Origin of the sequence: Paraburkholderia dipogonis, assembly GCF_046027395.1 — a bacterium.
Taxonomy (GTDB): domain Bacteria; phylum Pseudomonadota; class Gammaproteobacteria; order Burkholderiales; family Burkholderiaceae; genus Paraburkholderia; species Paraburkholderia dipogonis_A.
In genome coordinates, this window is sequence record NZ_JAQQEG010000001.1 from 378,456 (window position 1) to 392,656 (window position 14,201).

Below are 14,201 nucleotides of genomic sequence, written 5' to 3' on the forward strand. Positions count from 1 at the left end.
TGTTCTGGCTATGCCATCATGGGGACACTATGCATATAGATATCCCTAACGCCGCGGAGACCGGTCATCAAATGCATTCGGACGCTCAAATCGTCGATTCGGTTATCCGGTCACGGAAAGCCGTTCGCGTTTTCCGTCCCGATGCAGTCTCACAGAAAGACATCATCGACATTCTCGATGTCGCTCGCACAGCGCCAAGCAACTCGAACATGCAACCGTGGCGGGTTCACGTGCTGCGCGGACGAAGTAAGGAGTCGCTGAGCGAGGCGCTTGTGCGCGCCCATGTCGCGGATTTGCATCCGCCGCTACAGCATATTCCAGACCCCATGCCGGAGGCTTATCGCCCGATGCAGGAGGAGTTCGGCGCGCGATACTACGGTGCCCTTGGTATCGACAAGGCGGACGTTGCCGGTCGCGCCCGCGCCACAGGCCGAAACTTTGGTTTTTTTGGGGCACCGGTCGGCCTGATCTTCACTATCGACGCGAGACTGAAAAAGTACAGTTGGCTCGACTATGGTCTTTTTCTGCAGACGCTCATGCTCGCAGCTCGCGCACGAGGCCTTGATACGTGCCCGCAAGTGTCGTTTGTACGCTATCAGACGGTCATCGCCGAGCATCTCTCACTCGAGCCGGGCTTTGACGTGGTGTGTGGTATGTCGCTGGGTTACGCAGACCACGATTCAGTGGTCAACAGACTCGCAATTCCGCGCGAGACGGTCGAAAGATTTACAACGTTCGTCGGCTTCGATGAAGAGGCGTAGAGCCGAAGGCTGTTGTTGTTCGACCGGTAAACCAGTCGTTCTCCATTTCAGAATCCACGTACGTTGCGGTTGCGCTGCGCGCATTCGCATTGCCGAATAATCCGCGAGCCATACGCACCGGGCGGGCGTCCCAAACTGTGTATGCGACACGATCGCGGTTCAGCTGAACACACGATATGGATCAGCCAGCAATTGTTCAATCGGTTCACCTCAATCTTTTTTTGACTCCACTACTTGTCAGAATATGACCGTAAAGATCCTTGCCTTTTGTGGGAGTTCCCGCCGTGATTCCCTTAATCGAAAACTGTTGGAAATAGCCGCGTTTGCGGCGCAAACGGATGGCGCGGAGGTGACGTTTATCACACTCGCTGACTTTCCCTTGCCGATTTATGACGCTGATGTCGAGAGTGCGCATGGTGTCCCTGAGCGGGTTCGAGCACTGCAGGAATTGTTCGCCAGACATGACGCGCTGTTAGTCGCTTCGCCTGAGCATAACGGTGGCTACACCGCTGTGCTCAAAAACATGCTGGACTGGGTAAGCAGGCCGACCACGACCGGAAGTTCCGGCCTGACACTTTTCGCCGGTAAGGTCGCAGCGGTTGTTTCGGCGTCACCGGGGCCGATGGGCGGTATTCGTGCAATGCTCGGAATGCGGGGTGTGCTTGAGAAGCTGGGCGCGATCCTGATTCCTCAAGGGTTCTCGCTGGGTTCTGCCCATCAGGCATTTGCAGAGAACGGCGCACTCGTCGATGAGAAGGCGGACGCCGAAGTGCGACGTATCGGTCTTGGCCTCGTTGGCGTAACAAGGCAACTGACCACCAACTGATTGTCAGTGCCCGGGCGCAATTCAACGCGCCCGGCGTGATGCAGTTCTGGCGCTCCAGCTTCCGGATTGAAGTAAAACCAGTGTCGAAGCGACGCAAGCGCAGAACACGCCGTTACCGACGGGTCCTGCGCGTGATCAGTTTGCGTCAGGCGCCTTGACGTTGTACGCAATGCGCCCTGCAGGCAGGAAAAACAAAGCGATAATTGCACCGCCCTTTGCTTCCGGATAGTGATGACTGCCCGGCGCCGGCGCGGTCCAGCCGCCATAACACCAGCCGTTCGGACCGGCGAGGGCCGCGCCTTCATTTAGCGACACCACCATGTTGAATTCGCCGTAGGGATGCGCGTGGTAATCGCCCCGGAAGCTTCCTTCAGGATTGTTCTGGTCATTGCCGGTGCTGTCCATATAGACAGCCGTGATGCTGAATCCAAAGGTCTCTTCTGAAGGGTCGACAAGACGTGCTCGCCGATAACGGCGTCCGGATATTTCAACGTTGGCCGCCCAGCCTTCTTCCACTACGCCAATCGTGATCAGGCGCTTGATATCTTTATAGAACTCGCTCGATGTGCCGTATTTTTCATTGAGCCACTGTTCGACCTCATTGCCCGTAGTCAGATCCTTGACCTCCTCAAGAAAAGGCAGACATTTCGCTATCAGTTCATCTCTACTGCTTGGTTTATTAGCTTGTGACAAATTGGTCCTCACTGGTCTGAAGGGCTGCCTGTGCAGTCCGAATCGACGACGCCGCGTCGAAGATGGTGGGCTTTGCCCGTCGACGCATAACAACTGGGCGCTCACCGCTGCGGTCACGATGCCACATCGTTGCTCGATGACGAAGGGGAGAGTTTTCAATACCACATTGAATGATGTTCAAGTGCCGCCTACTGAATGGAAACCGGTCGGGACACCGCGGATGCTACGAGTTGCTGCGTTCAATAGGCATATGAACACAATTCATTTCGATATTCGAGGCGTCCAGTGGTTCTCTCTTAAGGAAGTTAGTGCATGAAAAACACCGATGATCACGCCGCGAAAAGAAAAGTACATTCGTCTGGGTCCTGACAAGAGAATTTAAATTTTCCAAACGTTCGGCAGATGCGGTTCGGATTTCCGTCGCCCCGTGTTTCACCGTGTTGTTGCTTTTTATTTGCAAACATAAGCTCCGGACCAATGATCCGTGTCAGATAAAGTACTTTGGATAACGAAGCGACTAACCAATCATTGGGAGGAGTATGAAACGTGGAAGGGTAGCAGCGTTCGGTCTCGGGATGTTGAGTGCATCGGCCTTCGCACAAAGCAGCGTCACACTGTATGGTTTGATCGATACCGGCGTCGAGTACGTGTCTCATGCAAATTCCGCCGGCGACCACGTCGTTCGGATGCCGGCCATCAGTGGGGAATTGCCGTCCCGGTGGGGGATCCGCGGAGCCGAGGACCTCGGGGGCGGCTGGAAGGCCATCTTTACCCTTGAGAATGGTTTCAATACAAGAGCTGGAGACATTGGGCAAGGAGGACGGCTCTTTGGGCGCCAGGCGTGGGTAGGCCTTGAAGGGCCGTGGGGGGCGCTGACCTTCGGGCGCCAGTACAACATGGTTTACTGGGCTTTGTCAGATGCGGACATGCTGGGCCCCGATGTCCACGCGATTGGCGCGCTGGACAACTATCTGCCCAATGCGCGGAGCGATAACAGTATTGTCTACAAAGCCACCTACAAAGGGGTGACAGTCGGCGCCTCGTATTCGTTCGGGCGCGATGCGGCCGGCACCGGCAATTCGCCGGGACAGGGCACATGCGCCGGTCAGGTTCCAGGCCAGTTCAATCCATGTCGCGAGTGGAGTGCCATGCTCAAGTACGACGCGGCAAGCTTTGGCGTTGCAACTGCGTACGACGAACAGCGAGGCGGTGCAAACGCCGCCGCTAATTTCTTTGACGGCATCGGCACTTTTCCCACCGCGTCAGGTGCGGACAAGGACACGCGTATCGCGGCGAACGGTTACGTGAAATTTGCCGGGTTGAAGGTCGGAGCGGGATGGCTCGGAAGACATGTCGAGACGAACTCCCCTGCGGCGCCCGATGTACGGTCGAATCTCTACTTCGTAGGCGCCGAGTATTTCGTGACACCGAGCTTTGTGATCGATGGCGAAGGCTTTCGGATCGTGGTCCGGGAGCAGGATGCGCGCGCAACGATGACAACGCTTCGCGCCACTTATTTCCTGTCGAAAGCCACTGCTGTCTATATCGGCGGTACGTATTTGTGGAACAGCGCCAAGGCGCGTTTTTCTGCGAGCGTGGGCGGCGGGGGCACAACGCCGGCGGCGGGCATGGGTCAGTTCGGTGCGATGGCAGGGATTCGGCACCTGTTCTAACTGGGCACCAGGACGGCGCGCGAGTTGCCCGATAGAAGCGATGGGCATCGTGTTCCGTGAATCCGCAGGGCAATCATCAACCAAGGCGGGCGGACAGTGTTCTGGCGAACACTCCGCCCGCTTGATCACGGAGTTTGCATGAGCACACACGATATCGGCGAGCAGAAGATACTCAACGTCGAACAGTTCATTGACGAACGTAGGTTCTCACCCTATCAGTGGCTGATTTTGTTTTGCTGTTTTCTGATCGTCGCGCTGGACGGACTCGATACCAGCGCGATCGGCTTCGTTGCGCCGGCGATCGCGAAAGAGTGGGGAGTAACAAAAATGGCGCTTGGACCCGTACTGAGCGCGGCGCTCGTGGGTCTCGCAATCGGTGCGCTGCTGGCAGGGCCTGTTGCCGACAGGATCGGGCGTCGCAAGGTTTTGATCGGATCAGTCTGCTTTTTCGGCGTGTGGACGATTGCCTGCGTGTTCGCGTCGGGTGTTTGGCAACTGTCGGTCTTTCGCTTTTTAACCGGAATTGGGCTTGGCGCCGCACTTCCCAACTCGACGACGTTATTGTCGGAATATGTGCCGGCGAGATCTCGATCCTTGCTGCTAAACGTCATGTTCTGCGGATTCACCTTAGGCGCATCGGCCGGTGGTGTCGTGTCGGCTGCATTGATACCTGACTTCGGATGGCGCTCGATCTTCCTCGCGGGCGGCATTGCGCCCGTCCTACTTGCATGTGCCCTTGTTGCGCTGCCGGAGTCGGTGCGATTCATGGTGATCAAGGGTTGGCCGGATGATCGGATTCGCCGGGTACTTCGAAGAATTGCCAATGGTGAGCTGGTGACTGTTTCAAAGTTCTCCGTATCTGACCGGGTAGGGGAGAAGGAAAACGCGCCGCTTGCTCTCATCCTTTCTACTCGTTACAGGTTCGGCACGTTGATGCTGTGGCTGGCGTACTTCATGGGCCTGCTTGTCTACTACATGCTGACGAGCTGGATGCCGACGATGATCCATGACGCGGGGTTCACCTTGCGCCAGGCGTCGTTGGTGTCGGCACTGTTTCCGGCGGGAGGCGTAATCGGCGCATTGGGTTGTGGCTGGTTGATGGACCGCTTCAATCCATGGCGAGTGGTCGCCCTCGCATTTCTGTTGCTGGGCGCCGCTGTCTGCGCGATGGGACAAGGCACGGCCAATGTCCATTCGCTTGGAATCGCGACCTTCGTGGCGGGTGTCTGCATGACGGGCGCGCAAATGTCGATGCTGGCCCTCGCGGCGCTTTTCTATCCTACACACGGGCGCGCGTCCGGCGTTGCGTGGATGCTGGGCATCGGGCGCTTGGGAGGCATTCTCGGCGCGCTTGGTGGCGGAGCGCTTTCTGCTGCCGGCTACAGCATGATCGCCATTTTGACGTCGATGGCCGCGCCCGCATTGGTCGCAGCCATCGCATTGCTTGTCGCGGTATCGGTCAACAACAAGCAGGGAAGCTTGCAGGCGGCGATTGTTGATCCGAGTCCATGAGGTGCGGCGATACAACAGCAGTCCAGTCCATCGCGGCCATATGGCGCATACCGCCGGTTCAAAGCCGATAAGCGATCGAGCGATAGTCGCGCGGCGATATGCCATATGCCGCCTTGAATGCCTTACTGAAATGTGCGGAGTCGAAGAATGCCCATGAGTACCCGATATCCGTCACGGTTCGGTGTGCCATGCATGGATCGGCAAGGTCCTTTGCGCAACGCGCAAGCCGCTGTTCGAGCACATATCGCCGATACGACACGCCACCCTCCGCCAGCAGTTCCCGCACGTGTCGCGTGGAGATATCCAGTGCTGCCGCGACGCCGGCAAGCGTTAGCGATGGGTCTGCCAGATGTTCATCGATAAACGACTTTGCTCGCTGGAACAGCGCGGTGCGATGGACGCTCGTGTGGAGACGCACCTGCTGCGTCCGTTCCCAGAACGCCATGGTCAGGAGATCCAGCGCCACTGAATTCGCGTGAGCGCCGGCATCGCCCGTCATGTCGTCCCAGACTTTCGACAAGCTCAGCACATAGTTCATTGAAAGTCGAGCGTAAGGAGTCTCGTTGCCAAGGGCGGTGGCTGTGACCGCTTCGATCCGTCCGATCTGTGCTGTGACCGACGCGCGGGGCACGTGCAGCCAGATGAAGTGGAGGTCTTCGGTGATCGATTCCTCATAGGGCTTTGCTGGATCGATGACGAAGAACTGCCCCGCGCGCACCTGCGCTTCATGGCCGTCCTGACTGACCGAGATCGCACCCGACAAGGGCACGATCACCTTGATTGCGTCGTTTTCGGAGCGGGCAATATGCTGACGTGTCCGGCTAACATGCAACGGCGTCATCAACGATGTGCCGGCCCATGTATCGCCCACGAAACGACTGTCCCACTGAAAGCGGAATGTCTTCGGCGAACTGCACGAGAGGCTGACCGGGACATACAGTTCTTCGGCCATGTCCCGCCAGTAACTGAAGCGCCGACTGACGGGAACCTCGTCGAGATTCATGCTTGCGCCCATTATCTTCTCCTCATGCGGCACGCCATATGGTCGTCATGCCTGGCGGCCCGGTGCCTGATTCAACGATCGGTACGGATTCGGCGGCGTCCCGCGCAGGCTGCGGCAAATGCCGCGCAGCGCTGCGCGGCGCACACCAGACCACACACACGTGTCATCTCCATTGCACTGTAGCCGTTGTAGCGCGCATCAGCCAGCGCGCCATATGCAAGTGCGCAACCAAACACCCAGCAGGAACGGCGCAGAATCCAATTCGTGTGGCTCGAAAGCGTTCTGTCAGGGAGAGGCGCGTTCACGAACGAGCCGCCATGTCGCCGGCCGCAAGCACAACCCAAGAAGCTGTCTGCCTTTTTATATATATGTGCTGACGTGGGACTAGCCCTGTTCCACCATGCCAAGTTCGCAGTTGACGAGTTGATTGTCGTACAGACTGCGCTCCCGAGCGGCATGTGCCGACCTGTCGGTGAGGGAGAAGACGAAAATACCGGCGAATGCAACGATCATGGAGAAGAGCGCAGGGTATTCATACGGGTAGATGGCATGGGCATGTCCAAGCACCTGAACCCAAACAGTCGGACTGAGGATGGTCAGTGCGACGGCCGTTACGAGCCCTAGCGAGCCGCCGAGCACAGCACCGCGCGTTGTCAATCCTCGCCAATAGATGGAAAGCAGGAGCACGGGAAAATTGGAGCTGGCGGCGATCGAGAAGGTAAGACTCACGATGAACGCGATATTCTGCTTTTCGAACGCGATGCCGAGCAGGATGGCCAGTACGCCAAGCACGAGCGTTGTTATCCTTGAAACACGCATTTCTTCGTGATCCGAAGCTTTGCCTTTGCGGATCACATTCGCGTACAGGTCATGCGAGATGGCCGACGAGCCGGCCAGCGTCAGGCCCGCGACCACAGCCAGGATGGTCGAGAAAGCCACCGCGCAGATGAAGCCGAGAAAGATATTGCCACCTACCGCGTGGGCGAGATGGATCGCAACCATATTCGCGCCACCAATCACGGAACCCGACGACGTGTGATACCTCGGATCCATCGCGACCAATGCAATCGTGCCGAAGCCGATGATGATGATCAGGGCATAGCCGATGCCAACAATGCCGGTCGCGTAAAGAATGCTTTTGCGGGCAGCCTTGACGTTACCCACCGTAAAGAATCTCATCAGGATGTGGGGTAATCCGGCAGTGCCGAAGATCAACGCGAGGCCCAGCGACACCGCGGAAACCGGATCCGACACGAGACCGCCCGGACTCATGATCGCCAGATGCCTGGGATGCGCGAGAATGGCTTGCGAAAAGAGCGCATTGAGGCTGAACCCAAAGCGGTCAAGGACTATGAACGCCATGAAGGCGGCGCCTGCCAGAAGCAGGACCGCCTTGATGATCTGGATCCACGTGGTGGCCAACATGCCGCCAAAGAACACATACACGACCATCAACACCCCGACGATTACCACTGCAATCGTGTAGTTGAAGCCAAACAGCAACTCGACGAGCTTGCCTGCTCCCACCATCTGCGAAACCAGATAGAGCAGAACGATCACGATCGAACTCGACGCCGCAAATGCGCGTATTGGGCCTTGTTGCAGGCGGTACGATACGACGTCGGCCAGGGTATAGCGCCCGAGGTTGCGTAGCGGCTCGGCAATCAGAAAGAGGATGATTGGCCAGCTGGCGAGAAAGCCGATCGAGTAGATCAAACCGTCATAACCGCTCGTAAAGACGAGGGCCGAAATGCCGAGCAATGACGCTGCGGACATGTAGTCGCCGGCAATGGCCCAGCCGTTCTGGAAAGCCGTGATCTTGCCGCCCGCGGCGTAGTGGTCGGAAACGCTGTGATTCTTGCGGGCCGCCCAACGGGTAATCAGAAGCGTGGATGCGACGAACACGAGGAACATGCCGATCGCAATGGGATTGTGTCCCTGCGCGACGCCCGATGAACCCGCGGCCCATGCGGGAAAGTTTGTGAGCAACAGGCTTGCTAAAGCAGTCAGGCGCTTCATGGTCGGACTCCGTTCCTGATCTCGCTAATGGCGCGATCGTAAGACGAGTTTGCACGTGCGACGTACACGGCTACGAGGACGAAAGTAAAAACGAACATGCCGAAACCGATGGGGATACCCCAGGTCGTCGAATAACCTTGGGCGACCGGGTGGCCGAGCAGCGTGGGCGAGAAGGCGAGCGTCAGGATGAAAGTGAAGTAGACGGTCAGCATGAGAAGCGTAAGCGTCCATGAGAACGCCCGGCGCGCACGCACCAGCGCCTTGAAGCGTGGATCGTTCAGCAAGGGATTGGCCGTGACGGCCCGATCCGCGGCGCCATGCCGCTCGGCGGCCTGGTAGGTTGGGACGGTGTGCTCCATGATGTCTCCTTTCGAATCGCCCTTTATCTGTCTGAGCGAATGAGCCGGCCCGAGGGCCGGGCTGTTCTGTGCAAAGCAATCAGAAGCGCGCGGATACGGCTGTTTCACGCATGACGGCCTCTGGGGTGCGATAGCGCTCAGCCATCAAACGATCGGTGTCGTTCTTGAGTTGTGCCTGCATATAGGCACCGAGGTGACGCGCATGCTGGACGATGGCTGCGCCCACCTGGGTGCGCACGCGGCTGTATTCGGCCAGTGCGCCGCGAACGTCGGCGGTGGCGGTGAGGGCCGCGACCAGCGCCATGGCGTCGCTCGCCGCCTTGGTGACACCCATGCCGCAGTGCGGGCGAGCGACGAACGCCGCGTCGCCCAACAATGCGACTCGGCCGAACGCCATGCGCGGCACCTCGAGGTCGAAGATGGGTTGGAAGAGCGGCTGCGTCGCGCGTGTCACGACCTCGGCAAACTGCGGTGCGAGCAGCGTAACTGCGGCTTCTTCCATATCCGAAAGGACATCCGGGCGGATCAGCGTTGGCGGAATCCCTCCGGTCCAGCGTTTTCCGGTCGCGTCGGTCAGCAGGTTCGGCAGGTCGACGTCCTCGCTGGTGGCCCGGTACCAGACAAAGTTATAGCGGCGTTCGCCGGGCACAGTGCTGTTCCCTTGACCGGCCACGGGATAGCCGAGGATCTGCTCGCGTGGCGGCAGACAGAACGCGAACTTCTCGAACAGCGCGTCGCGGGTTTGCTGCGACAAGCTCATCTCGTCGACGAGCCCGCGCCACGCCACGTAGCCGGCGTATTCCAACTTGACTTCGGGTAGAAACTGCTCCCGGATGGCGGATTTGAATCCGTCGGCGGCGATGACGATGTCGGCCCGATGGACCGTTCCGTCGCCGAGCTTCACCGTCGCATGATCGGGGCCGTCTTCGACAGCCACGACGGTGCCTCCTGAATGGTAGTGAACGTCAGGCAGGGCAGAGCGCAGGACGTGATACATCTTGCCCCACGCGGTGAGTGTCTGGGGCATTGCCCGTTCCGAGAGCACGGCACCCTGCTGGTCGAACGTCACCCGCGCTTGCACCTTGACGCCGATCGAGTCGTCGATCTGGACGCCGGCTGCGCTCAGGGCTTCAAACAGTTCAGGATGAGTCACGATCCCGGCTCCGCGACTCGCGAGCTCCTCGGGAATCCGCTCGAATACGTCGACGTCCCAGCCGTTGCGCGTGAGAAGGTTCGCGGCGAAGAGTCCACCCAAGGAACCGCCGACCACGATGGCTTTAGGTTTGCTAGCAGCGTTCATCATGTTCAATCTCCTGTGTTTGCTGCTTCTTTAGCGGCGCCCGGATGTGGGATCGCGAGATGCGCCACTTCTGCGGCGGGAAAGTTCAGCTCGATCGTGACGCCCGAGGGGTCTTCGATGAAAATCTGGTGCAGTCCGAGGCTTGGCACGGTGCGATCGCGCCACGCGACGTTTTCCGCTTCCAGCGTTTTCCACATGTCCTCGACGCCGGTCGCAAGGAAGGCGATGTGATCGACGGTACCGGTGCCGGTGGCTGGGAGTTCCTTGTCGCCCAGGTATGCTGTCAGTCCTTCCGGATTTTCCGGATCGACGCCGATGATATGCACCGTGCCGAAGTCGGCTTCGTCTCCGCCCTTGTAGAGCCAAAGGCCCGGAAAATCGAAGGGCGGCCGGTATCCCTGTTTGAAGCCGAGAACCCGTTCATAGAAGCGGCGCGATTTTTCGAGGTCGGTTGTACGAATCGAGTAATGGGCTAGCTTGGTGATCGCCATGAGGCCTCCTGCAATTTATCGATCGATTAGTGATCGGTTGATAAATTGTAGGTCAACGTGTCTTTGGGAGAAAGCAATGATGCGCCGGTGTTTACCCTACTGTTTTGCTGGGTGGTGGCAGCTCGGGCGCAATCGTAAGTTAAGTGCGGGGAAATTGGGCCGCATCGGGCAGGCGAGCCGTTGCGGTCTCCATGCGGATTGCCATGGCGTCGGAACCAGCCGTCGTCGCGGCACCAGCGGTTGCCGACGCCGCTTCACGTCACGCGAGCGGTGACGACGAAAGCGTCAGCAGACTCTACGAGGCTGAGCGTACGCGCGTGGCGCCAGCGGTCGTCATCTTCGTCAACACGGCTGGTGTACCGTTCAAAAAGACGTCGACCATGCGCTCGACGTGCGCGTCGAGATCCTTGGGTACGGGGAGGCCGTATACCCACTTGCGCATGCCGATATAAAAGATGCCCGCATGCAGGCTCCAGATCAGTTCGAGTTCGGCTTCCTGCGCGGCGCGCGTACGTGGTGCCGGAATGCCATAGGCGGCGCGCAACTCCCGCATCACCGGTCCGAACACGCGTTCACGCAGCTTGTCGAGATAGCGGGTGTTGATGCCCTCCCGAGTCAGGCCGGCGAAAATGAAAGTGCGAATCCATTCGCGCTGCAGGATCACCCGTGAATACGCTTTGTAGAGCGTGCACAAGCGTTCCTGAAGAGGAATCGAACGATCGGCGATCAGGCTTTCCCATTGCGGATCCCAACGGTAGATCTCGTTGTAGACGCGGTCGATCAGCGCTTCCTTGCTAGGGAAATAACGATAGAGCAGGGGCTGTGTCACGCCGATCTGCTTGGCCAGTTCGCGGGTACTGCCGGAAAAGCCGTGGGTGGCGAAATGCTCGATCGCTTTTTCGACGATCTGCTGTTCGCGGTCTTCCGGCAGCATGCGCCGCGTGGCGGTTACCGGCGCCTCCGCCAGGTCTCGCGAAGCATGGGCGAGCCCCTCTTCGACTTGCCCTTTGGGGTGCTTGATTGGGCGCTTCGGCTTTGGCATCCTCTTCCCTCGTTCCCTTATCGGATGATCACTGGAGAGGGAAATATAGCAGGTTCGAAGAGGCGATCTCAAACCAGTGGGCGCCGCACACGGGCCAGTTAGACCGGCCCGGTATCGGTACTCGTTTCGCCCACCGTGGCCTGGTGCGAAAGTTCCCGCTCAAGTCATGGCAGGGTAGTCTATGTAGCCGGCCGCATCGCCACCGAAGAAGCTGCTACTGTCGGCGGCATTCAGCGGGTGGCCGCTGCGCAGGCGGGCCGGCAGATCCGGGTTCGCGATAAAGGGTCGTCCAAACGCGACAATATCAGCCCGCCCGCTGGCGATCGCTTTTTCCGCGGTCTCACGATCATAGCCGCCGGCGATCATCAACACGCCCTTGTATTCGTCTCGCAGCAGTTTGATGATGGCGTCCCAACGCGGATCGAAGTTCTCGTCCTTCTCCGTGCCCACCATCGCCGGCTCGACCAGATGCAGATAGGCGAGGCCATAGTCATTGAGCTTTCGCACGATATAGCCGAACGTTGCCTCAGGCGTTTCGTCACTCATACCCATGAACCGTCCCATCGGTGTCAGGCGAACAGCGACGTTCTGCGGACCCGCTTCGTTGCTGACCGCAGCGACGACTTCGAGCAGCAGCCTTGCGCGATTTTCGATGCTGCCGCCGTAGCTGTCCTGCCGATGATTGCTGCTGCTGTTGATGAATTGGTCCAGCAAATAGCCGTTCCCCGCGTGAATTTCGACGCCGTCCATGCCGGCCGCGATCGCATTGCTTGCGGCGCGCCGATAGTCGGCGACGATGTCCCGAATGCCTTCGACGGTCAGTTCCTGCGGAACCGGTACGTCGCCCCACACGCCGTTGCCGGCTTCATCGAGAATGAACGTCTTTCCGGGCACCGGCATGGCGGTCGGTGCAACGGGCAGGCCGCCATTGGGCTGGAACACGGGGTGTGACACACGGCCGACGTGCCACAATTGAAGAAACATGTGACCGCCCTCTTCGTGCACAGCCTTGCTGACGGCACGCCAGCCTTCAATCTGTTCTTCTGTGTGGATACCCGGCGTCCACGCATAGCCTTGGCCTTGCTGTGAAATCTGCGTCGCTTCACTCACGATCAGCGCCGCGCTGGCGCGTTGCCGATAGTATTCGACGTTCAGGTCGGTCGGCACATTGCCCGATCGGCCTGCACGCGAGCGCGTAAGGGGCGCCATCGCGATGCGGTGGCCGAGGGAGAGCCGGCCGAGTTTGATCGGATTGAAGAGGTGCTTCGTCATGGTGTAGCTCCGTCAAGGATGTGAAGTGTGCCGTGCAGACCCGCCGTTTGCATTTCGCAGCTCCGCTTATCGCCGCGCGACTGGCGGTCGCGGTTGACCGTCATGCGCCGGCGCTACCGGTCTGTGCGGTTGGTCGATGCATGTAAGGGTAGGTGAGACCGGACTTGGGCGGAATCCCAACGGCGCGCCACGCAGCATTGCGTGGCATGCAAAGCTCGAGGAAGGTGTTGCCGGCGTGGCGGCATTGGCCAGCAGCGGCCGAACGCCGGCTGCTATTGATTGACGCGAGCGGTCACTCAGACCCGTTGGCCAGTTCGGACACGAAATCGATGAACGCTTTCACTCTGTGCGATCCGCGTTGATTGGGAAGGTAGAGCGCGCTCACAACAGCCCGTGCGTCGTTGGGGCCCGCCTCGAATTCGGCGAACAGCCGCGTGAGGGCTCCTGACTGAACGTCGGATTCCACCAGCCAGTCGGGAAGGAGCGCGATACCCATCCCATCCAGCGCCGCTTCGCGCAGAACTTCGGAGCTGTTTGCCTTGAGCCGGCCGCCCACGGGCACACGCTTTTCTTCGTTACCACTCGAAAACGTCCAGACTTGAGGCTCTGTCGTGTAGGTGAATCGAAGGCATTCGTGGTTTGCCAATTCGTCGGGCGACGCGGGATAGCCTGCTCGATCGAGGTATTCGCTACTCGCGACGAGATAACGAGCGAAGATGCCCACGCGCTTGCTGACAACCTCGGCCATGGGCGCCACCTCACCGAGGCGAATAGCGACGTCGATTCGCTCGCTCACCAGATCGACAAAAGCGTCGCTTAGTTTGATGTCCAGTTGGAGCTTTGGGTATTTCCGCAGAAACGCCGCGAGGGCAGGTGCGATGCGTCGGGAGCCGAATGCGACCGGCACGGAAACGCGGAGTGGGCCCGATGGCTCACCGCTTCTGTCCGAAACTGACGCATCCGCGTCAGCCATATCCTCAAGGAGTTTTTTGGCCTTGGCGTAGTAGGAAGTCCCCGCGTCGGAAAGGGTGACCTGGCGGGTGCTTCGATTGAGCAGTACGGCGCCGAGCTGCTTCTCGAGCGAATCGACGGAGCGCATGACCGAGGACGTCGCCAGATCGAGGCGTCGTGCCGCACTCGAAAAACCGCCCGCCTCGGCGACTTCCACGAATGCCCGCAGAGCCGATAGCTTGTCCATAACTTGTTCCATCCGGCGTGCTGCTATTGCGATGGCCGCGCCAACGGATTAG

The 14,201-nt window shown here is 59.2% G+C and carries 13 protein-coding genes; 4 read left to right on the top strand and 9 right to left on the bottom strand.

The features are described from left to right. Positions 1-71 precede the first annotated feature (71 nt). Both PQR32_RS01715 and PQR32_RS01720 read left to right on the top strand, forming a co-directional pair. Positions 72-761, top strand: coding sequence for a nitroreductase (locus PQR32_RS01715; RefSeq protein ID WP_408221956.1), 690 nt, complete (start codon positions 72-74; stop codon positions 759-761). A gap of 244 nt (positions 762-1,005) precedes the next feature. After that, positions 1,006-1,587 (top strand): NADPH-dependent FMN reductase, encoded by a 582-nt coding sequence (locus PQR32_RS01720; RefSeq protein WP_408221849.1) that lies wholly within the window; start codon positions 1,006-1,008, stop codon positions 1,585-1,587. Positions 1,588-1,722: 135 nt separating this feature from the next. Here PQR32_RS01720 and PQR32_RS01725 read toward each other — a convergent pair whose 3' ends face one another. After that, positions 1,723-2,280, bottom strand: coding sequence for a 4-hydroxylaminobenzoate lyase (locus PQR32_RS01725; protein ID WP_408221850.1), 558 nt, complete (start codon positions 2,278-2,280; stop codon positions 1,723-1,725). 539 nt (positions 2,281-2,819) lie between these two features. Here PQR32_RS01725 and PQR32_RS01730 point away from each other — a divergent pair. Further along, positions 2,820-3,953 carry a porin gene (locus tag PQR32_RS01730; RefSeq protein WP_408221851.1) on the top strand — a complete coding sequence of 378 codons (1,134 nt, stop codon included), beginning with the start codon at positions 2,820-2,822 and terminating at the stop codon, positions 3,951-3,953. A gap of 138 nt (positions 3,954-4,091) precedes the next feature. Beyond that, positions 4,092-5,465 (top strand): MFS transporter, encoded by a 1,374-nt coding sequence (locus PQR32_RS01735; RefSeq protein WP_408221852.1) that lies wholly within the window; start codon positions 4,092-4,094, stop codon positions 5,463-5,465. A gap of 58 nt (positions 5,466-5,523) precedes the next feature. Here PQR32_RS01735 and PQR32_RS01740 read toward each other — a convergent pair whose 3' ends face one another. From PQR32_RS01740 to PQR32_RS01775, 8 genes are all read right to left on the bottom strand, one after another. Beyond that, on the bottom strand, positions 5,524-6,480 hold the full coding sequence (locus PQR32_RS01740; protein WP_408221853.1) for an AraC-like ligand-binding domain-containing protein: 957 nt from the start codon (positions 6,478-6,480) through the stop codon (positions 5,524-5,526). A gap of 372 nt (positions 6,481-6,852) precedes the next feature. Beyond that, positions 6,853-8,487 (bottom strand): cation acetate symporter, encoded by a 1,635-nt coding sequence (locus tag PQR32_RS01745; RefSeq protein ID WP_408221854.1) that lies wholly within the window; start codon positions 8,485-8,487, stop codon positions 6,853-6,855. Continuing rightward, the gene (locus PQR32_RS01750; RefSeq protein ID WP_408221855.1) at positions 8,484-8,846 is read right to left on the bottom strand and encodes a DUF485 domain-containing protein; all 363 of its coding nucleotides are present in this window, start codon (positions 8,844-8,846) and stop codon (positions 8,484-8,486) included. The genes PQR32_RS01745 and PQR32_RS01750 overlap by 4 nt, the downstream gene beginning before the upstream one ends. 79 nt (positions 8,847-8,925) lie before the next feature. Then, the gene (locus PQR32_RS01755; RefSeq protein WP_408221856.1) at positions 8,926-10,149 is read right to left on the bottom strand and encodes an FAD binding domain-containing protein; all 1,224 of its coding nucleotides are present in this window, start codon (positions 10,147-10,149) and stop codon (positions 8,926-8,928) included. 2 nt (positions 10,150-10,151) lie between these two features. Further along, positions 10,152-10,637 carry a VOC family protein gene (locus PQR32_RS01760; RefSeq protein WP_408221857.1) on the bottom strand — a complete coding sequence of 162 codons (486 nt, stop codon included), beginning with the start codon at positions 10,635-10,637 and terminating at the stop codon, positions 10,152-10,154. A 295-nt stretch (positions 10,638-10,932) separates the two neighbouring features. Further along, the gene (locus PQR32_RS01765) at positions 10,933-11,571 is read right to left on the bottom strand and encodes a TetR/AcrR family transcriptional regulator (RefSeq protein WP_408221957.1); all 639 of its coding nucleotides are present in this window, start codon (positions 11,569-11,571) and stop codon (positions 10,933-10,935) included. 267 nt (positions 11,572-11,838) lie between these two features. Next, positions 11,839-12,951 carry an alkene reductase gene (locus PQR32_RS01770; RefSeq protein WP_408221858.1) on the bottom strand — a complete coding sequence of 371 codons (1,113 nt, stop codon included), beginning with the start codon at positions 12,949-12,951 and terminating at the stop codon, positions 11,839-11,841. 292 nt (positions 12,952-13,243) lie between these two features. Further along, positions 13,244-14,149: a LysR family transcriptional regulator gene (locus PQR32_RS01775; RefSeq protein WP_408221958.1), complete on the bottom strand. Its 906-nt coding sequence runs from the start codon at positions 14,147-14,149 to the stop codon at positions 13,244-13,246. Positions 14,150-14,201: the final 52 nt, after the last annotated feature.

Coding starts and splice junctions, on each gene's coding strand:
- PQR32_RS01770 (WP_408221858.1), bottom strand. CDS start 12,951: ATGACGAAGCACCTCTTCAATCCGATCAAACTCGGCCGGCTCTCCCTC.
- PQR32_RS01750 (WP_408221855.1), bottom strand. CDS start 8,846: ATGGAGCACACCGTCCCAACCTACCAGGCCGCCGAGCGGCATGGCGCC.
- PQR32_RS01735 (WP_408221852.1), top strand. CDS start 4,092: ATGAGCACACACGATATCGGCGAGCAGAAGATACTCAACGTCGAACAG.
- PQR32_RS01730 (WP_408221851.1), top strand. CDS start 2,820: ATGAAACGTGGAAGGGTAGCAGCGTTCGGTCTCGGGATGTTGAGTGCA.
- PQR32_RS01740 (WP_408221853.1), bottom strand. CDS start 6,480: ATGGGCGCAAGCATGAATCTCGACGAGGTTCCCGTCAGTCGGCGCTTC.
- PQR32_RS01715 (WP_408221956.1), top strand. CDS start 72: ATGCATTCGGACGCTCAAATCGTCGATTCGGTTATCCGGTCACGGAAA.
- PQR32_RS01765 (WP_408221957.1), bottom strand. CDS start 11,571: ATGCTGCCGGAAGACCGCGAACAGCAGATCGTCGAAAAAGCGATCGAG.
- PQR32_RS01760 (WP_408221857.1), bottom strand. CDS start 10,637: ATGGCGATCACCAAGCTAGCCCATTACTCGATTCGTACAACCGACCTC.
- PQR32_RS01745 (WP_408221854.1), bottom strand. CDS start 8,487: ATGAAGCGCCTGACTGCTTTAGCAAGCCTGTTGCTCACAAACTTTCCC.
- PQR32_RS01755 (WP_408221856.1), bottom strand. CDS start 10,149: ATGATGAACGCTGCTAGCAAACCTAAAGCCATCGTGGTCGGCGGTTCC.
- PQR32_RS01720 (WP_408221849.1), top strand. CDS start 1,006: ATGACCGTAAAGATCCTTGCCTTTTGTGGGAGTTCCCGCCGTGATTCC.
- PQR32_RS01775 (WP_408221958.1), bottom strand. CDS start 14,149: ATGGACAAGCTATCGGCTCTGCGGGCATTCGTGGAAGTCGCCGAGGCG.